Origin of the sequence: Blastococcus aggregatus (assembly GCF_900221005.1) — a bacterium.
Lineage (GTDB): Bacteria > Actinomycetota > Actinomycetes > Mycobacteriales > Geodermatophilaceae > Blastococcus > Blastococcus aggregatus.
In genome coordinates this window covers 89,502-107,975 of sequence record NZ_OBQI01000006.1, presented here as the reverse complement: position 1 = coordinate 107,975, position 18,474 = coordinate 89,502, and the positions used below count along the sequence as shown (strand labels likewise).

The 18,474-nt window shown below is 73.6% G+C and carries 19 protein-coding genes; 7 read left to right on the top strand and 12 right to left on the bottom strand.

What is annotated here, in order from left to right; all coding sequences use genetic code 11:
- The first annotated feature begins 2 nt into the window (after window positions 1-2).
- The 4 genes from CRP29_RS18705 to CRP29_RS18695 all read left to right on the top strand — a co-directional run bounded on the left by CRP29_RS18705 (window position 3) and on the right by CRP29_RS18695 (window position 3,553).
- Window positions 3-401, top strand: a complete 399-nt coding sequence (locus CRP29_RS18705; RefSeq protein ID WP_097196580.1) for a hypothetical protein — start codon at window positions 3-5, stop codon at window positions 399-401.
- 39 nt (window positions 402-440) lie between these two features.
- A complete protein-coding gene (locus CRP29_RS18700) occupies window positions 441-902 on the top strand; it encodes an SRPBCC family protein (RefSeq protein WP_097196579.1) in 462 nt (153 codons plus the stop codon).
- Between the two features lie 204 nt (window positions 903-1,106).
- Window positions 1,107-1,256 (top strand): hypothetical protein, encoded by a 150-nt coding sequence (locus CRP29_RS22905; RefSeq protein WP_176523046.1) that lies wholly within the window; start codon window positions 1,107-1,109, stop codon window positions 1,254-1,256.
- A 239-nt stretch (window positions 1,257-1,495) separates the two neighbouring features.
- On the top strand, window positions 1,496-3,553 hold the full coding sequence (locus CRP29_RS18695) for a sensor domain-containing diguanylate cyclase (protein WP_097196578.1): 2,058 nt from the start codon (window positions 1,496-1,498) through the stop codon (window positions 3,551-3,553).
- 12 nt (window positions 3,554-3,565) lie between these two features.
- Here the strand turns inward: CRP29_RS18695 and CRP29_RS18690 are convergent, their stop codons facing one another.
- The 3 genes from CRP29_RS18690 to CRP29_RS18680 are packed head-to-tail and all read right to left on the bottom strand — an operon-like array spanning window position 3,566 to window position 6,920.
- On the bottom strand, window positions 3,566-4,396 hold the full coding sequence (locus tag CRP29_RS18690) for a tyrosine-protein phosphatase (protein ID WP_097196577.1): 831 nt from the start codon (window positions 4,394-4,396) through the stop codon (window positions 3,566-3,568).
- Window positions 4,397-4,427: 31 nt separating this feature from the next.
- The gene (locus CRP29_RS18685) at window positions 4,428-5,309 is read right to left on the bottom strand and encodes a 3-methyladenine DNA glycosylase (protein WP_097196576.1); all 882 of its coding nucleotides are present in this window, start codon (window positions 5,307-5,309) and stop codon (window positions 4,428-4,430) included.
- Window positions 5,310-5,336: 27 nt separating this feature from the next.
- Entirely contained in the window at window positions 5,337-6,920 is a 1,584-nt protein-coding gene (locus CRP29_RS18680) for a chitinase (RefSeq protein ID WP_097196575.1), read from the bottom strand.
- Window positions 6,921-7,120: 200 nt separating this feature from the next.
- Between CRP29_RS18680 and CRP29_RS18675 the strand changes: the two genes are divergently transcribed.
- Window positions 7,121-10,246 (top strand): glycosyltransferase family 2 protein, encoded by a 3,126-nt coding sequence (locus CRP29_RS18675; protein WP_217991670.1) that lies wholly within the window; start codon window positions 7,121-7,123, stop codon window positions 10,244-10,246.
- Here the strand turns inward: CRP29_RS18675 and CRP29_RS22900 are convergent, their stop codons facing one another.
- From CRP29_RS22900 to CRP29_RS18645, 9 genes are all read right to left on the bottom strand, one after another.
- Window positions 10,247-10,402 carry a hypothetical protein gene (locus CRP29_RS22900; RefSeq protein ID WP_176523045.1) on the bottom strand — a complete coding sequence of 52 codons (156 nt, stop codon included), beginning with the start codon at window positions 10,400-10,402 and terminating at the stop codon, window positions 10,247-10,249.
- A gap of 100 nt (window positions 10,403-10,502) precedes the next feature.
- Complete coding sequence (locus CRP29_RS18670) at window positions 10,503-12,347, bottom strand: acyl-CoA dehydrogenase (RefSeq protein WP_097196574.1); 1,845 nt, start codon at window positions 12,345-12,347, stop codon at window positions 10,503-10,505.
- 165 nt (window positions 12,348-12,512) lie between these two features.
- A complete protein-coding gene (locus tag CRP29_RS18665) occupies window positions 12,513-12,878 on the bottom strand; it encodes a LapA family protein (RefSeq protein WP_245853038.1) in 366 nt (121 codons plus the stop codon).
- Window positions 12,875-13,045 carry a hypothetical protein gene (locus tag CRP29_RS22895; protein WP_176523044.1) on the bottom strand — a complete coding sequence of 57 codons (171 nt, stop codon included), beginning with the start codon at window positions 13,043-13,045 and terminating at the stop codon, window positions 12,875-12,877. The genes CRP29_RS18665 and CRP29_RS22895 overlap by 4 nt, the downstream gene beginning before the upstream one ends.
- Window positions 13,046-13,083: 38 nt before the next feature.
- Window positions 13,084-13,515 (bottom strand): hypothetical protein, encoded by a 432-nt coding sequence (locus CRP29_RS18660; RefSeq protein WP_097196573.1) that lies wholly within the window; start codon window positions 13,513-13,515, stop codon window positions 13,084-13,086.
- Between the two features lie 45 nt (window positions 13,516-13,560).
- Window positions 13,561-14,187: a TetR/AcrR family transcriptional regulator gene (locus CRP29_RS18655; RefSeq protein ID WP_097196572.1), complete on the bottom strand. Its 627-nt coding sequence runs from the start codon at window positions 14,185-14,187 to the stop codon at window positions 13,561-13,563.
- A gap of 155 nt (window positions 14,188-14,342) precedes the next feature.
- Window positions 14,343-14,477, bottom strand: coding sequence for a hypothetical protein (locus tag CRP29_RS23645; protein WP_281256819.1), 135 nt, complete (start codon window positions 14,475-14,477; stop codon window positions 14,343-14,345).
- Between the two features lie 89 nt (window positions 14,478-14,566).
- Window positions 14,567-15,481 (bottom strand): metal ABC transporter solute-binding protein, Zn/Mn family, encoded by a 915-nt coding sequence (locus tag CRP29_RS18650; protein ID WP_176523043.1) that lies wholly within the window; start codon window positions 15,479-15,481, stop codon window positions 14,567-14,569.
- A 105-nt stretch (window positions 15,482-15,586) separates the two neighbouring features.
- The gene (locus CRP29_RS18645) at window positions 15,587-16,513 is read right to left on the bottom strand and encodes a ribokinase (RefSeq protein ID WP_097196570.1); all 927 of its coding nucleotides are present in this window, start codon (window positions 16,511-16,513) and stop codon (window positions 15,587-15,589) included.
- Between the two features lie 91 nt (window positions 16,514-16,604).
- Between CRP29_RS18645 and CRP29_RS18640 the strand changes: the two genes are divergently transcribed.
- Both CRP29_RS18640 and CRP29_RS18635 read left to right on the top strand, forming a co-directional pair.
- Window positions 16,605-17,420, top strand: a complete 816-nt coding sequence (locus tag CRP29_RS18640; protein WP_097196569.1) for a methyltransferase domain-containing protein — start codon at window positions 16,605-16,607, stop codon at window positions 17,418-17,420.
- A complete protein-coding gene (locus CRP29_RS18635; RefSeq protein WP_097196568.1) occupies window positions 17,417-18,445 on the top strand; it encodes a type III polyketide synthase in 1,029 nt (342 codons plus the stop codon). The genes CRP29_RS18640 and CRP29_RS18635 overlap by 4 nt, the downstream gene beginning before the upstream one ends.
- Window positions 18,446-18,474: the final 29 nt, after the last annotated feature.

Below are 18,474 nucleotides of genomic sequence, written 5' to 3'. Positions count from 1 at the left end.
TCATGGACCGCCGTCTCCCCGCCCTCGTCGCCCTGGTCGCCTTCGCCGTGCTGACCTGGGCCGCCGGCGCCGTGGTCGACGCGGACGACGAGGCCGGCGCCGGATCGCTGGTGCTCGCCTTCGCGGGCTACGCGGCCGTGCTGCTCGCCGCCGGGCTGCTGCTGGCGCAGTCGGCCGGCGCGCGGGGGCGGCGGACCGGGGTGGTGCTGCTGATCACCGGGCTGGGCATGGGCGGGGTGCACCTGGGGGTGGCCCTGTCCGACCGCCCGGACGCGGACATCGGCTCGGGGATCGTCCTGTTGCTGCTCCTGGTCGTCACCGCGACCGCCGCGCTGCGCCTCCTCGCCGGACTGCTGCTCGACCGGCGCGTTCGACGTGTCACCTCGTCGTCCGCGGGGTAGGTCGCACACGACCGATCAAGCGACACGAGGAGCGAGACCGTGGCCAGCGTGCAGGAATCCGTCGACGTCGACGTCCCGATCCGGGCCGTCTACGACCAGTGGACGCAGTTCGAGTCCTTCCCCCAGTTCATGGGCGGGGTCGAGAAGATCACGCAGATCGATGACACGCACACGCACTGGGTCACCAACATCGACGGTGTGAAGCGGGAGTTCGACGCCGAGATCACCGAGCAGCACCCCGAGGAGCGGGTGGCCTGGACCAGCACCACCGGTGAGGCCAAGCACGCCGGGGTGGTCACCTTCCACCGGCTGGACGACGCCAAGACCCGCGTGATGATCCAGATCGACTGGGAGCCCGAGGGCCTGGTCGAGAAGGCCGGCGCCGCGCTCGGCTTCGACGACCGCCAGGTCAAGGCCGACGCGAAGAGGTTCAAGGAGTTCATCGAGAGCCGCGGCACCGAGACCGGTGCCTGGCGCGGGGACGTCCAGCGACCCAGCTGACCGCCCGCGCGCACGACGACGGCGCCCGTCCTCCTCGGAGGGCGGGCGCCGTCGTCGTCCGTCGATCGTGACCCGATTCACCCGCCCGGATGAGAGATCCTCGGCGTTGCTGGACCTCTGCCTCCGATCCGTCGGAATAATGGGGACATCGCAGGCACTGTCCTAGGTGCAGGCCCACCATGACCGACGAAAGAGGCACCAACGATGAACAGCGTCACGTCCACCTGGCGGCAGCGGCGTCAGGCGGCCCGTACCCGCCGCGCGATCGATGCGGCTCTCGCGCGCAGCAGCAGCCCTGCGATGCGTGACGAGCTCCTGACGATGGCCGGCGCCACCTCGTACGTCCGCCGCTGATGCGGCCGCGCCGTCCCTGACGGCGCCGCTCCACCCGCGCGACCCCGGTCCTCACGGAGGCCGGGGTCGAATGCTGTCCGGGGGCGTCCACCCGGAAGAGTGGTTCCGCTCATGGTCGGACCGCTTCGTGCCGAAACGTCTCCCGTGATGTGCATGCGGACGGGGAGCGACCCGGCCCGACCCCTCGGTCGGAGCACGGTCGTGCCTCTGACGTGCACGGACGCGGCGAAGGACCCGCGGTGACCGCCGTCCGGGCCGCCGGCGCGGAACCGCGCGAGACCTCCGGTGTCACCACGGCCGGCCTGCTGACCTACGTCGCGACGCACGGCGAGCCCGACGCGGTCGCCCGGCTCCTGGAGCTGGCCGGTGTCTCCTACACCGCCGAGGAGCTCGCCGACCAGTCGCGCTGGTTCAGCTACGCCACCCGGGTGCGCCTGTTCTCGGCCGCGACCGAGGTGCTCGGTGACCCCGATGTCATGTTCCACGTGGGCGCCGCCGCGCTGCGCAGCGGCCTGGCCCACTCCCTGGAGCTGGTGCTGCGGGCCCTCGGCTCACCCCGGCAGGTCTTCCGCCGCCTCCCGCGTGCCGTCGCCAAGTTCACCACCGTCTCCTCCATGGAGATCCTCGAGACCACCGCCACCTCGGCGCGCACCGCGCTCCACCTGCACGAGGGGTACGAGCACTCCGCACTGGACTGCGACTTCGCCCGGGGCCTGGCCACCACCGTTCCGCAGCTGTTCGGCCTGCCCGCCGGCGTCGTCACCTCTGCGGAGTGCCGCACCGGCGACGGCCGCACCTGCATCTACGAGGTCAGCTGGGAGCGCCGGTCCCGGCTGCGCCGGCGGCGCAACTCCGGCACGGACACCGACCGCGAGCTCGCGGCGCTGCGCGGGCAGCTGCGTACGTTGCAGTCCACGGCCACCGAGCTCGCCGGCAGCGACGACCTGGACACCGTCCTGCGCCAGATCGTCGCCCGCGCCGGTCAGGCGGTCCTGGCCCCCGCCCACCTGCTCGCCGTCGCCGCCCCCGGCGGCGGCCCGCCCCTGGTGCACAGCGCCGGGCTCCCCTACGAGGAGGCCCAGGAGCTGGCCCGCCGGCTGCTCGCCGACGAGGACCTCGGCCCCCGCGCCGTCGTCGTCGACGTCGCCTCCGCGCGCCGCCGGCACGGCCGGCTGGCTGCCGTCTACCCCTCCGGAGACGGCTCCATGGCGGACGAGCAGGCCATGCTGGCCGCCTACGCCGGACACGCGGCCGCCGCTCTGGAGCTGCTCTTCGCGCTCGACGGCGCTCGTCTCGAGGCCGAGCGGGCCGGCGCCCTGCTCTCGCTCGCGCACGAACTGGCCGCCGCCGACGCCGTGGACGCGATCTGCCAGGTCGTCGCGAACGCGCTCCCGCGGGTCGTCGGCTGCGACAGCGCCTCCGTGATGCTCTGGGACCCCTCCACCGGCCAGCTGCAGGCCCGTGCCTCGGCGGACGTGGGCAGGCCCAAGCAGGAGGTCTTCTTCGAGACCCCGCTGCGACCGGAGGAGAGCCCCGAGCTGCTGGAGCTGCTCAGCACCCGGGAGCCACGCATCATCCGCGACGGCGAGGGAAGCCCGGCGGTGCGGTCGCTGCTGGCGCAGATCGGCGTCACCGACGTCGTCGCGCTCCCGCTGGTCACCGACGGCATCTTCCTGGGCATCGCGACGGCCAGCTGGACGACGGAGGCCGCCCCGGGGGAGCTCACCGGCGACGTGCTCGTCCGGCTCCAGGGCGTCGGCGACCAGGCCGTCTCGGCCCTGCAGCGGGCCCGCCTGCTGGAGACCGTGCGGCACCAGGCCCACCACGACGCGCTGACCGGACTGCCGAACCGGGTGCTCTTCCTGGAACGGCTGCTCGCCGAGCTGCCGTCGGCCGGGCCGGGCGCCCACCTGGGCGTGCTCTTCTGCGACCTCGACCGCTTCAAGCAGGTCAACGACGTCCTCGGGCACGCGGCCGGTGACGAGCTGCTCCGCCAGGTCGCTGCGCGTCTGGGGGCGGCGATCCGGCCCGGCGACACGGTCGGCCGGCTCAGCGGCGACGAGTTCGCGATCATCCTGCCCGGCCTCCTCGACGCGGCCGACGCGCACGGCCTGGCCGACCGGGTCGTGGACTGCTTCGACGAGCCGTTCCGGCTCGAGGGCCGGGAGGTGACGGTCGGCACGAGCGTGGGCGTCGCCGTCCACCAGCCGGGCAGCGACGCCGAGGAGCTCCTGCGGCAGGCCGACGCCGCGATGTACCGGCACAAGCAGGGGCAGAGCTCCCCTCGACCCGCCTGACCGGCCGGTCGCTCAGTCCCGCAGGCGCGCCCGCAGTGCGGCCTGCTCGTCGGCGCCGAAGCCGTGCGTCTCCAGCCAGCCGATCGGCCCGCCGAAGCGCTCGTCCAGGATCTCGAGGACCCGGTCCATCGTCTCCCGGCGCGGGGCGTGCGCGGCGGTGTCCCGACGCTCCATGTCGCCGCCGTAGGTCCGGGTGGCGGCCAGCCGGGCGACGATCGCGTCGATGACGTCCCCGCTGAGGCCGTAGTCGATGGCGATCTCCTCGTGCGGCACGCCGGCGACCGCCAGGGATAGCGCGACGACCACCCCGGTGCGGTCCTTGCCGGCGGCGCAGTGCACCACCGACGCGCGCTCGCCCGGCTCCGCCAGGGCGCGCAGCGCCTCGACGACGGCGTCGCCGCGCTGGGTCAGGTAGCCGAGGTAGCTGCGCACCGGCGGCGGCTCGCCCTCGTCGTGCTCGGCGACGTGGCGCGGCAGCAACGAGTCCAGCCACCCGGAGGGCAGGTCCTGGACCTCGGGCTCCTCGGCGGCGAACACGTCGGTGTACTGGCCGCGCTCCGGCAGCAGCGTGAAGTGGCGGTGGACCACCTCGGGGCGCTCCCGCAGCGGCCCCCGGCCCTCCAGCAGCACCTCGGCGCTGGTGCGCAGGTCGATGACCTCGCGCAGCCCGATCTTCTCGACCAGGAGCTGCACGTCGGAGTCGCTGAGGCTCTGCAGGTTGTCGCTGCGCAGGATCCGGTTCGGCTGCGTGCGGCCGCCGTCGGTGGTGGGCAGGCCACCCAGGTCGCGGGTGTTCGCGGTGCCCTCGAGGTGGATCCAGCGGCCGTCGGAGTCGGAAGTCACCTCCTGACCGTACGGCGGGGCGGTGAACTCCTCATGCCAGGGTCAGCGACGCGCAGACGTCCAGCAGCCGGCGGCGCAGCTCCGCCCCGCGAGCGGCGAAGCCGCGCTGGGCGGCGGCGTACTCGGTCCTGCCGTCGGGCGTCTCGATGGCGACCGGGGTGTAGCCGGCGTCGCGGAGGTCGTACGGCGAGGCCCGCATGTCCAGCTCGCGGACGTCGGCGGCGAGGTCGAAGCAGTCGGCGAGCAGCTCGCCCGGGACGGCCGGACCGAGCTTGTAGGCCCACTTGTAGAGATCCATCGTGGCGTGCAGGCAGCCGGGCTGCTCCATCGCGGGCTGCGTCTCGCGGGTGGGCTGCAGCCGGTTGCGGCCGACCGCTTCCGGCGTGAAGAAGCGGAACGCGTCGTAGTGGCTGCACCGGATCTGGGCGGCCTCGACGACGGCGTCGGTGCCCGCCCGGCCCAGCCGCAGGGGCAGGGCATGCCGCCGCTCGTCGGCGCGGTAGACCATCGCCCACTCGTGCAGCCCGAAGCAGCCGGTGAAGACCGGCCGGCCCGCGGTGGCGGCCAGGAGCCCGCGCACGAACTCGACCGTCGTCCCGCGGTCGGCCAGGTAGCCCGCCGCGTCCAGGGTCACCACGCCGTCGTCGCCGGCGCGGTACCAGCGCCACCCGGCGTGCGGGGCGGGGCCGTCGGCCGACGGGGCGAGCGCGGTGCCGACGCCGGGGTGCCAGCGGCGCAGCCGCCCCGGCGTCTCGGAGTAGTACGTGAACAGGAAGTCGTGCACCGGGTGCGTCTCGCCGCGCGAACGCCGTTCGCGGTGCGGCGCCGCCCAGCGGTCGATGCGTGCCTCGTGCGCCGCCGTCCGGGTCTGCCAGTCCGGCGCCAGGAGCACGGTGGCGGTGGCGACGGGCACGAGGCCAGGGTAGGTCGCGCCCGCCCCTCAGCTCCCGGCCGGCTGGCCGGGGATGGTGAACAGCGGCGCCCAGGCCTCGTCGGACCCGATCGGGAACAGGGTTCCGGGAGCCTCGCCGCGGCTGGCCCAGCGCGCCTCGTAGGGCAGACCGTCCAGCAGGACGCGGGCGCCGCGCTGGTAGAGGGCCTCGGGGGTCCAGACCTCGGTCACGCCGGTGACCGTGGGCACCGGCGCCGGGGTGGCCTCCCGGCTGGTCACGGCTCCGAGCAGGGCCCAGGGCGACTCCGTCCCGGTCGTGGCCGGGATGGACGGGTCCACGCCCGCGGCATACCAGCGGGCCTGGTAGACCTCGCCGTGCCAGACGACCTTGTAGCCGGTCGGATACTGGCCCTCGGCGCGCCAGATCGGGTACGGGCTCGTGGCCGGGTCGTCCACGACCGGCTGCCGGTCGGGGTTCCGGACCACGTCGCTGACCCGGACGGCAGGGCCCTCACCGGCGAGGCCGGAGAAGACGTCGACGAAGGCGAGCGACTCCTGGTCGATGCCGCTGCAGACGTTCGAGTGCACGGCGACGTCGGCGAAGCTCGCGCTGCAGCGGGTGTCCCGGTTCAGCGACCACAGGGAGACCCGGCCCAGGCCGTTGTCCCGGGCGAAGACGGTCAGGTCCTCGGCGTCCGCGAGGGTGAAGACCTCGCCCTCGACGTCGTTCTGGCCGATCATCGGCGTCGCGCCGACGCGGCTCCAGGCCTCGGCGTCGCTGAGCCGGGTGCCCTGCTCGCCGTACACCGTCCTGACCTGTTCGGCAGTCGACCGCAGGGCCTGCTCGGTGGCCAGGAGCATCGACTGGGTCGAGGCCCGGGAGCCGCCGTAGTTCATGGTCATCACGTTGACACCGGTCAGCTCGACACCGCCGGCCAGCGTGGTGCGCACCAGGTCGAGCGCGTCGGCAGTCAGCCCGCTCGGCGCGACCGGCAGGGTGAGCCACACGTCCAGCGGGGAGTCGTCGGCCGCCCGCTCGCGCTGCAGCGACGCCAGGGCCTCGGCCCTCCGTGCGGCGGCCGGCTGGTCGGCGACGGCCGTGCCCTCGATGTCGAGGTCGATGGCCGACAGGTCGTAGCGCTCCACGACGTCGCGGTAGGCGCCGGTGAGGTCGCGGGTGTCGGTGCAGGCCACGGCGAGCTCGTCGTTGGCCTGCCCGCCGAAGCTGACCATGACGTCGCCGCCTGCGGAGCGCAGCTGGTCGATGCGACGGTCGAGCTCCAGGTCGGAGCCGGCCTCGTCGAGCGAGTAGTAGGTGCCCCAGCTCGGGGCGCAGGCGTCGTCGGTGTCCGCGACCACGAACGCCAGGGCGACCGTCCGGGCAGGGTTGGCCGTCGGATCCTGGAACTGGAAGGTCGGCGTGAGGGTCACGTCGACGTAGGGGACGCTCCACGACGTCGTGGTCGAGGGTGCCGCGCGGCCGACGGCCCCCGTCAGGGAGGCGAACGCGCCGCCGGCCAGCGCTCCCACGAGCAGGAGCAGCAGCCCCAGACGCGCCCAGGACAGCCGCCGTGCGACCGGCTGCTCGTCCTGGAGGTGCTCGCCGGGGGTTGCGACGCGTGCTGCGCGCATGGAGGCCTCGCTCTCGTCGATGGAGCACCGGCGGGACCGCGCGCTACCTGGGATCAGCTGAGACAGACGGTGCCACCCCATCGACCCGGGGTGGCGACGCCGGGTGTCGTGGTCACCACGAAGAGTGAGCAGGGGCAGCGTCGGGGGGTGCGGCCGCCGCAGGATGCCCGAGGACGTCCGAGCTCAGGCCCGTCTGCCTGGTGCCCGTCGGACCCGACGAGCAGAAGGTGGACCCCTCGATGCAACGCACCGCGCCCGATCCCCGCCGGCCCGCCATCCGGCGGCAGTGGGGCAGCGACCGCCGGCGCGCGCCGCTCCCGCTGGTGCCGCCGAAGGTGTCCGAGAGCCGCATGGCGATCGGGCGGCTGGCCATCGTGCTCACGGTCTCGGCGTGGGCGGTCTACGTGGCCTTCACGATCGAGCAGCAGTTCATCGAGGGCAAGGCCGACAGCGCACGGCTGGTCATCGAGGCGATCGTCTACCTGCTGATGGTCACCGGGCTGGCCACCTCGGCGATGGCCTACCTGATCACCCGGATCGGCTTCTTCTACCGGAGCCGGGCGCACAACCGCGCCTCCCGGGTCGTCCTGGACGCCTTCTTCGACCAGCCGTCGGCGCCGGTGACCGTGCTGGTCCCCTCGTACCAGGAGGACGAGCGGGTCATCCGGACGACGCTCCTGTCCGCGGCGTTGCAGGAGTACCCGGCGCTGCAGGTGGTCCTGCTCATCGACGACCCGCAGCACCCGACCACCCGGCAGGCCCGGGCCCTCCTGGACGATGCGCGGGCGCTGCCCGGGATCATCGAGGACGAGCTGGGTGTGCCCGCGAGCCGCTTCCGCGCCGCGCAGGAGGCCTTCGAGCGCGCGATCGGCGAGGGCGGTGGCCGCGCCTCGACGACCGAGGACATCCGCGAGCTCGCCGGGCACTACCGGTTCGCCGTCGAGTGGCTGGACGACCTGGCGACCCGGCACGAGATCATCGACCACACCGACCTGTTCTTCGTCGACCACGTGCTCGGCGCGCTGTCCGCGGACCTCGCCACCGTCGGCGAGGCCCTGGCGACGGGCGCCGACGAGGGGATCGTGCTCCCCGCCGGCCGGCTGCTGCAGCTCTACCGCCGGCTCGTCGCCACGTTCGCGGCGCGCGTCACCAGCTTCGAGCGCAAGCGGTACCGCTCGCTGTCGCACGAGCCGAACAAGGCGATGAACCTCAACAGCTACATCGGCCTGATGGGTGGCAGCTACCAGGAGGTCGAGACGCCCGTCGGCCTGGCGCTGGTGAGGTCCTCGGCGCGCGCGGCCGACCTGGTCGTCGAGGAGCCGGCCTTCGTGCTCACCCTGGACGCCGACAGCATGCTGCTGCCGGAGTACGCCGCCCGGATGGTCCACCTCCTCGCGCAGAGCGCGCACTCCGGGGTGGCGGTCGCGCAGACGCCCTACAGCTCGTTCCCCGGCTCGGCGACCCGGCTGGAGCGCATCTCCGGCGCCTCGACGGACCTCCAGCACATCGTCCACCAGGGGATGACCCAGTACGACGCCACCTTCTGGGTGGGCGCCAACGCGGTGCTGCGCAAGAAGGCCCTGGACGACATCGTCGAGGTCGACTACGACGGCGACTTCGAGATCCGCCGCTACATCCAGGACCGCACGGTCATCGAGGACACCGAGTCGACCATCGACCTCGGCGTCCACGGCTGGCAGCTGGTCAACTATCCCGAGCGGCTGGCCTACTCGGCGACCCCGCCGGACTTCGGCTCGCTGTGCATCCAGCGCCAGCGCTGGGCCAACGGCGGCCTGCTCATCCTGTCGAAGCTGCGCGAGCAGATGCGGGCCCGCCGGGCGCGCGGCGAGCGCAACCGCTTCGGCGAGCTGTTCCTGCGGGTCAACTACATGGCGTCGATCTTCTGGAGCTCCGTCTGCCTGGTGACGATGCTCGTCTACCCGTTCAACGCCGAACTGCTCAACCCGCTGCTGCTGCTCGTGTCGATCCCGTACTTCCTCATGATGGCCGGGGACCTGCGTTCCACCGGCTACCGCCGCACCGACGTCCTGCGCATCTACGGGTTCAACCTCGTCCTGCTGCCGGTCAACCTGTCGGGGTCCTTCGCGTCGATCCTGCAGCTGATCACCGGGGAGAAGAGCGCCTTCAAGCGGACCCCGAAGGTTCGGGACCGCACCACCGCCGGAGCGTTCTTCATCCTCGCCCCGCTGGCGCTGATCGGGCTGGCCGGGTACGCGGTGGTGACCGACATCCAGCGCGAGCAGTGGGGGCACCTAGTCTACGCGCTGCTGAACTTCACGCTCGCGAGCTACGCGATGGTCGCCTTCGTGGGGGTCGGCAACAGCATCGTCGACCTGTGGGTGCACCTGCGGGACTGGCTCTACCGCCCGGTGGACACCCGGCGGCCGGCCGCCTCCGTTCCGGCTCCTCGGGAGTCCGGCGCTCCGCAGGCGGCCCGGCGGCGCGCCGTGGTGGAGCCGGTGGGCGCGGACTGGGCCTCGGTGCTGCACTACGGGATCCCCGGCACCGAGGGTGGTGCGCTCGCGGGCGACCCGGCCGGAGCCGGGTCCGCGCAGCACCGCCGGCCCGTCCCGGCGCCCAGGCAGGCGGACGTCGCCGCCGGCCCCGAGCAGCGCGCCGGTGTCTCCGCGTTCCGCGACTTCATCTTCTTCACCGTCTTCCAGCCGATCGTCGACCTCGAGGCCGCCGAGCCGGTGGGCTACGAGGCGCTCTGCCGCTTCGCCGACGGGCGGCCGCCGCAGGAGCGGCTGGACGCCGCCAGCGTCAACGGCCTCGGCGTGGACCTGGACGGCGCGATGATGCGCGCCTCGCTGGCGGCCGCCGCCTCCCTGCCGGAGGGCGCCTGGGTGTCGGTGAACGTGTCCCCGGCCATGTGGGACGACCGTCGGGAGCTGGCGGCCATCCTGGGGGAGTGCTCCACCCCGGTGGTGCTGGAGTCCGGTGCGCAGAAGGGGGCGGGCGGGCTGTCGGCCGCCGACGTCCCGATCGGTGTCCAGGTCGCCCTCGAGCACGCGCTCGTCGGGTACGACAGCTTCAGCACGGTCGAGCAGTACCGGCCGGCGTTCCTCAAGCTCGGCCGCGAGACCACGGCCGGCATCGAGGACGACGCGGCCAGGCGCGCCCTGCTGGCTGCCCTGGTGCCCTTCGCTGCCGAGCGGGACTGCCAGGTGATCGCCTCCGGTGTGGAGACCGCGGCGGAGCGGGACGCGCTGCGCTCCTGCGGCGTGCGGCTCGGCCAGGGCTACTTCCTCGGCCTGCCCGCCCCCGCCGGCCGGGGAGCGCGGCGTCCGGCCGTGACCGCCTGATCAGTCGTTGCCAGGACGGGCGACGCCCTCGTCCCGCTGGGCCTCGTCGTCGGTGGTCAGGGTCGCCGAGCCCTCGGGCGCGTCGTCGGGGGCGGGTGCGGTGCCGTCGCTGGTGTCGGGGGACTCGTGGTAACCGGTGCCTTCGGGCTCGCTCATCCCCGGCCCATGCCCCTCGACCCGGGCCTGAAACGGCGACGGCCGCCACTCCCGGGTAGGGAGGGGCGGCCGTCGGCGCGGGGCAGGTTCAGGACGGGGCTCAGAACGCGGCCTCGTCGACCTCCATGAGGGCGTTGTCGGTGTTCTCGACGATGATCCGCTCCGAGCTCAGGCGCGGGAGCACCTGGCTGGTGAAGAAGCGGGTGGCGGCGAGCTTGCCCTCGTAGAAGAACCGGTCCTTCTCGCTGACGTCGCCGGCCAGCGCGGACAGCGCGACCTCCGACTGGCGGACCAGCAGCCAGGCGGCGACCAGGTCGCCGACCGACAGCAGCAGGCGGCTGCTGTTCTGGCCCACCTTGTAGAGGGCCTTCATGTCCTGCTGGGCCTCGGTGAGGTGGCCGAACATCGCGGTGAGCATGCCCTGGACCTCGTTGAGCGCGGCCGCGAGCGCGGCGCGCTCCTCCTTGAGCCGGCCGTTGCCCACCTCGTTGTCGACGGTGGCCTGGATCTGGCCGGCCAGCCAGGTCAGCGCGACGCCGCCGTCCTTGACGATCTTCCGGAAGAAGAAGTCCTGCCCCTGGATCGCCGTGGTGCCCTCGTAGAGGGTGTCGATCTTGGAGTCGCGGATGTACTGCTCGATCGGGTAGTCCTGCAGGAAGCCCGATCCGCCCAGGGTCTGCAACGACTCCGCGGTGAGCAGCTGGGTGGCGCGCTCGGAGCCGAAGCCCTTCACGATCGGCAGCAGCAGGTCGTTGAGGCGGGCGGCGAGCGTCGCCTCCTCGCTGTCCGCGGTGCCCTCGGCCTCGGCGGCGGTCACCTGGTCGCGGAAGCTGGCCGCGTAGAGGTAGAGCGCGCGCATGCCCTCGGCGTAGGACTTCTGCAGCATCAGCGAGCGGCGCACGTCGGGGTGGTGGGTGATGGTCACCCGCGGCGCGTCCTTCGACGTCGCGGTCAGGTCGGCGCCCTGGACGCGGGTCTTCGCGTAGTCCAGCGCCACCTGGTAGCCCGCCGACAGCGTGGCGATGGCCTTGGTGCCGACGAACATCCGGGCGTACTCGATGATCTTGAACATCTGGGCGATGCCGTCGTGCACCTCGCCGACCAGCCACCCCTGCGCGGGCACCGGACCGTCGCCGAAGGTCACCTCGCAGGTCGTGGACACCTTGAGGCCCATCTTCTTCTCGACGTTGGTGACGTAGGCGCCGTTGCGCTCGCCGAGCTCGCCGGTCTCGAGGTCCACGTGGAACTTGGGGACGACGAAGAGCGAGAGGCCCTTCGTGCCGGCCTTCGCGCCCTCGGGGCGGGCCAGCACGAGGTGGATGATGTTGTCGCTGAGGTCGTGCTCGGCGGAGGTGATGAACCGCTTCACGCCGGAGATGTGCCACGAGCCGTCGGGCTGCTGCACGGCCTTGGTGCGGCCGGCGCCGACGTCGGAGCCTGCGTCGGGCTCGGTCAGCACCATCGTGGCGCCCCAGCCCTTGTCGATCATGATCCGGGCGAGCTTCTTCTGGTCCTCGGTGCCCAGGTCGTACAGGGTCTGGGCGAACGAGGGGCCGGAGCCGTACATGAAGACGGCGGGGTTCGCGCCGAGGACCATCTCGAACGCGCCCCAGGTCAGCGCTGCCGGGGCACCGAAGCCGCCGAGCTCCTCGGAGAGGTCCAGCCGGAACCACTCGCCGGCGTTGAGCGCCTGGACCGACTTCTTGAACGATTCGGGGAGCGTCACCGAGTTCGTCGCCGGGTCGAAGACCGGCGGGTTGCGGTCGGCGTCGGTGAACGACGCGGCGATCGGCCCCTCGGCGAGCTTGCGGATCTCGGCCAGCACACCGCGGGCGGTCTCGGTGTCCATCTGCGCGAACGGGCCGGTGCCGAACCGGTCCTTCGTGTCGAGGAACTCGAAGAGGTTGAACTCGAGATCCCGCAGATTGGCGGTGTAGTGCGTCATGCGCTGTGCTCCCGTGCTCCGTGCCGGTGGACGGCAAGTCCTTCGATCCGGCGTGACCTACTCGCCAGTAACAAAGAACGATACCGGCTGCAGGCGGAGACGGGCACCCCTCTCCGCGGACACCCCCGAAGACGTGCCCGGAGGGGTGCCCGCGGAGAGGACAGGTCAGGAGCGGTGCCGGCGGCGGGTGCGCAGCACGAGGTGCAGGAGCCAGCCGACGAGGGCGCCGAGCACGGCCGCGATCAGCAGCGCCAGGACCAGCGGGGCGTCGACGTCGGTGAAGACGAGGCTGATCCGCACGGTCTGCCCGTTGAAGACGACGAACAGCACGAGGACGACCGTCACGAAGATCAGCAGTCCGAGGGCGAGGCCTCGGCCGACGGTGCCGGCCGCCTGTCGCGTGCGGCCGGGCCCGGAGGGCTGCGCCGGCTGTGCCGGCTGCGCCTGTTCCGGCGAGGTCGCGGGCCGGTCGAGGCCCACGCTCAACGGGTCGGAGGGAGTCCCCGTCGTGCGGGGATCGGGGGCGGTCACTGCGCGTCCGGTTCGGTGTCGGCGGGCGGGTAGGCCGGACCGGCGATCCCGTCGGTCGAGCCCCGGACGTCCCCGAGCGACTCCCGGTCCTCGCCGGGCGCCTTCTCGGCCCCCAGGGGCTTGGCCTCGCGGTCGGATCCTGCGCTGTTCTCGTCGGGCATGGTCACCCTCCGGTTCTGCCCGCGGAACGGGGGCGGGAAACGGCTCAGGGCTGGTCGGCGAGGGAGGGGCCGGCCTCGTGACGGGGGTGGCCCGGGGTGCGTTCGCGCTGCTTCATGCGTGCCTCGAACACGTGCCGGTCCCCACCGGAGAGCTCCTCGCGGGCGCGGGCGTCGTAGCCGCGGAAGGCGTCCCAGTACCCGGCGTCGAAGTCCTCGACGATCTGGAAGGTCCACCGGTCCGCGATGACGTTGCGACCGACGAGATCGCGGTCGAGGTCCGCCGCCAGCTCGGTGGCGCCGGCCTGCTCGAACAGCTCGACCGACTCCTGCAGGAGGCGGTCGGCCTTCCCGGTGAGCTGGTGGAAGGCGTAGAGGAACCCGCGGGCCTGGTCGACGGTCTCCAGTGCCTCGGAGAGCTTGCCCAGCGCCTCGACGGCGGTGTCGTCGAGATCGGGCCTGGTCCGGTCGTTCGTCACCAGATCATCGTGCGGGGCGTCAGGCGTTCACGCTCGACGGGCCGCTCAGGCGCGGGCGACCGCCGCCTCGACGAGCTTCTCGGCCAGCCGGCGGCCGTGCGAGGCCGGGCCGTCGGGTCCGAGGAGTCCGCCGGACAGGTACATCCCGTCGATGATGAGGTGCAGCTGCGCAGCGAGGTCCTCGCCGGCGCCCGGGACGAGCTGGTCGGTCAGCCGCTCGAGCCGGGCGTGCAGCTCGAACTTGTAGTCGGCGGCCGCGCTGCGGGCCGGGTGCTGGGGGTCGTCGTACTCGCTGCTCACGTTGGTGAACGGGCAGCCGCGGAAGCCGCTGCGGGTGACGTCGCGCTCGACGGCGTCGACGACCGACAGCAGCGCCGCGCGGGGGTCGTCCTCGAGGCGGATCAGGTCGGCGTCGATGAGGCCGAGCACCGTGGCCGCCTTGCGGGTGAGGTAGGCGCCGACCAGGTCGTCCTTGCTCTTGAAGAGCCGGTAGACGGTCATCTTGCCCAGCCCGGTCTCGCGCACCAGCTCGTCCATGCCGACGCTGCGCGAGCTGCGGCTGGAGAAGAGCCGTTCCGCGGTGTCGAGCACGATCGCCTGACGCTCCGCCCGGCTCCGGCGGACGGGGCTGGCGATGTCGTCGACGGCGGTGAGGTGCATGGCGGCGGTCACGTCAGCGATGCTGCCCCAGCGCGTGACGGAGCAGTTCGCGGCACGCCGACAATGATCGCTCTGAGTGACGAGGGGACAACGAGTTCCGCGTGGCGGGACGGGCACCTGGGGCCGGTGTGATCACCCAGGGTGATCGGGGCGGGAGGCCCGCGCGGTCAGGCCCGGCGGATGCGTCGCGGGTTGGCCAGCATCCGGGCCACCGTCGCCGCGGTGGAGGCCTCGGGCGACGGCTCGTCACCGGAGGTCTGCGGGGTGGAGTCTGCTGCCCGGGAGTCGCGCTGGTCGTCCATGGGCCCACCCTGCCCCCGCGGTTCCCGCGAGAACCGGGTGGCCGCCGGAAATCACCAGCTCGGAGGAGAGATCTCGGTCACTGCCGAGGTCAGCGGCCCTCCGCGAGGGCCTCGGACAGCGCGCCGAGCTGGGCGAGCTGCCACTCCACGAACGGCGTGTCCTCGTCCGGGGTCTCGGTGATCACGACGACCGGCACCTCGCCCTCGTCGGCCGCGTCGTCCAGCCCGTCGGGCAGGTCGTCGCCGACCTGGACGAGGACGTCGACGGCGCCTCCGCGCAGCGCCGTCTCGAACTCGGCGAGCTCCCCGCGCGTGGGCTCGCCGCCGGTCCGGACGGTTCGTGCGTAGCCCGAGGGCGTCGCGTCGGTCAGGCCGACGGCGTCGGCCAGCCGGTCGAACGCGTTGCCGGTCGCGGCGAAGGCGCGCCCGTCGGAGGCGGCCCGGAGCGCCTCGACCGCCTCGAGCCAGGGCTGCAGCGCCGTGGTCCAGGCGGTGTGCTGGGCGTCGAAGTAGGGCGCCGCGTCCGGGGAGAGCCGGGCGAGCTCCAGCGCCACCTCCCGGGCCACCTCCGGGACGACGGCCGGGTCGTACCAGAGGTGGGGGTCGCGGACCTGGCCCACGGCGCCGGCCACCTCCGCCGCGCTGACCACCACCGGGTCGCCGGCTGCCGCCGCCGCGTCGGCCGCCCACCCGTCGAGCCGCGCCCCGTTGACGACGACGAGGTCGGCCGCGGTGAAGGCCTCCCGGTCGGCGGGTGCGACCTCCGCCGGGGCCTCGGCCTCCGGCGCGATCGTGGTGACCGTCGCGCAGTCCCCGCCCAGCTGCCGGACGACGTCCCCCCACGCGCCCACGGACACCACGACGTCGAGCACCTCGCCGGGGCACGCCGACGCTTCGCCGGACGAGACGGCGGCCTCGCTCTCCGCGGCATCGTCGCCGGAGCAGGCGGTGAGGGTCAGCAGGGCGAGCACCGGCAGCCCGGCGCGGAGGATGGCGTGCCGCACACGTCCTCCATCGCCGACGACCGAACTCCCCGGCGAGTATGGCGGACCGGATCGTCCGGGACGGCGAGTGCCCCGCCTCCGGGCCGGCACCCGCTCCGGAAACCGTCAGGCCACCTCGGTGGCCTGCGGCACCCGGGCGAGCACCGCCTGCACCTCGTCGTCCCCGGGCAGGCCGCCCCGGGCACCTTCCCCGGTCGTGGACAGCGCGGCGGCGGCGACGGCGTAGCGGACGGCGCCGGGCAGGTCCTGGCCACCGGCGAGCGCCTGCGCCAGCGCGCCCGTGAAGCAGTCCCCGGCGCCGGTCGTGTCGACCGGCGTCACCTCCGGCGGCGGCTGCAGCAGTGCGGGCGACCCGTCGCGGAGCACCAGCAGCGCGCCGCGGGCGCCCAGGGTCACCACCACGACCGGGCCGGCGACGCGCTGCGCCAGGGCGACGAGTTCGGCGGGCGTCCGCTCGCCGGGGGTGGCGCCGGTCAGCTGGACCAGCTCGTGCTCGTTGGGCACCAGCACGTCGACCAGGGCCAGCAGCTCCTCGGACAGGGGCTGCGGCGGCGCGGGGGTGAGGACGACCCGCCCGCCCGACGTGGCGGCGGCCTCGCGGACCGCGTCCAGGGGCACCTCGAGCTGGAGCAGCAGCACGTCGGCGCGGTGCACCGGCTCGACGTCGACGTCCTCGGGGGTGAGCGCCTCGTTGGCGCCCGGCTGCACGACGATGAGGTTCTCCCCGCTGCCGTCCTCGACCGGGATGGTGGCCGTGCCGGTGGGCAGCCCCGGGGTGCGGTGCACCCGGCTCACGTTGACCCGCGAGCCGGCCAGCGCCGCCAGCTGGCGGTCGCCCGCGGCGTCCTCGCCGACCCGGCCGACCATGTGCACCCCCGGGCCGAGCAGGCCCGCGGCGGCCGCCTGGTTGGCACCCTTGCCGCCAGGAGCGCGGATGACCGACCGGCCGACCACGGTCTCGCCGCGGCCGGGCAGTCGGGCGACGGCGACGAGCACGTCCTCGTTGACGCTGCCGACGACGGTGACGGACACGGGACCTCCGGTGGGGGTGCGGGCGGGGACGGACACCGGCGATCATGGTGACCGTGACCGGGAGCCGCGGAGACAGGGTCGTGGCAGGGTCGTGAGCGGTGCCGACCGGGCCGGCCGGCGGGCGCGCAACGACCCCGCCCAGTACGACACCCTCGCCGACCAGTGGTGGGAGCCCTCCGGCGGGTTCGCCGCGCTGCACTGGCTGGCGGCCTCCCGCGCCGAGCACATCCCGCCCGCGGACCGGCCGGGGTCGGTGCTGGTCGACCTCGCCTGCGGAGGGGGGCTCATGGCCCCGCACGTCGACCGCCTCGGCTACCGGCACGTCGGTGTGGACATCGGGCTCAGCGGGCTGCTGCTCGCCCGCGGCCACGGGATGACGCCGGTGCGGGGGTCGGTCCTCGCGGTTCCGCTGGCCGACGGCTGCGCGGACGTCGTGGTGGCAGGAGAGATCCTCGAGCACGTCGAGGACCACGTCGGCGTCCTCGCCGAGTGCGCGCGGCTGCTGAAGCCCGGAGGGACGCTCGTCATCGACGCGCTGGCGGCCGGCCGGCTGTCGGTCCTGATCAACGTGCACCTGTTCGAGCGGCTGCCGGGGGGACCGCCGAGGGGCCTGCACGATCCGGCCCTCTTCGTCGACCGGAAGCTGCTCCTGGCCGCGGCGGACCGGCTCGGTCTCGACCTGGAGCTGGTGGGGCTGCGACCGTCGATCCGCGAGGCGATCGCCTGGAAGCTGGGCCGCCGGGACCTGGTCCGCATGAAGCCGATCCGCTCCACGGCCGTCGTCTTCGCCGGTTACGGGCGCAAGCGCCGGGAGACCACCGCGTCGCCGGACGGGCACGGTGCCCGCGCCGCACGTACCGTCGAGGACATGACGCCGAGCCCGCGCGCCGCCCAGGCCCAGCCGTGAGCGCCGCCGTCCTCACCGGGGCCGGATCGGCCCTGCCCGCTGCGCTGGAGCAGGAGGCGGCCTGGGACGGCTTCTTCGCCGCTCACTACGAGGGCGTGCGCGCCGCCAAGCGGATCTTCCTGGGCGCCGGCGTCCGACAGCGGCACGCCGTGGCCAACCCGCTGGACGAGGACCTCAGCACGTGGGGCACCGGCGCCCGCATGGAGCGCTACGTCCAGGAGGCGCTGCCGCTGGGCAAGCAGGCCGTCGCGGGCGCCCTGGACGCGGCCGGGCTGGCACCCGGCGACGTCGGGCTGTTCGCCGTCGCCACCTGCACGGGGTACGCCACGCCGGGCCTGGACATCCGGCTGGCCAGCGACCTGGGCATGCCCCCGGGGCTGCAGCGGCTGCTGATCGGGCACATGGGGTGCTACGCGGCCATCCCCGGGCTGGCGGCGGTGGGCGACTTCGTCGCCGCTCGGTCCCGGCCGGCCGTGCTGCTCTGCTGCGAGCTGACCAGCCTGCACGTGCAGCCGGCGGCGCGGGATCTCGAGCAGGTGGTGGCGCACGCGCTGTTCTCCGACGCGGCGGCCGCCGTCGTCGTCGAGCCCGGCGCGGGCCGGGGTCGCCGGCTGGCCGGTGTGGTGGCCCGCACCGACGCCTCCACCGCCGACCTGATGACCTGGGACGTCACCGACCTCGGCTTCCGCATGGGCCTGTCCCCGCGGGTGCCCGACGTGCTGTCCAAGCACGTGGGCGAGGTCGTCGACGAGCTGCTCAAGGGCGCCGGCCTGCGGGCCGAGGACGTGGCCGGCTGGGCGGTCCACCCGGGTGGACCGCGGATCATCGACGTCGTCCGCGACGAGCTGGGCCTGGCCGAGGAGCAGGTGGCGGCCTCCCGCCGGGTGCTCTCCGAGCACGGGAACTGCTCGTCCGCCACGGTGCTGCTGGTTCTTCAGGAGATGGCCGACGTCGAGGGTCCGGTGGTGGCCATGGCGTTCGGTCCGGGCCTCACGCTGTACGCGGCGCTGTTGCTCCCCGCCTGATACCGCCTACCCTCTGTGTCCCGGGTCAC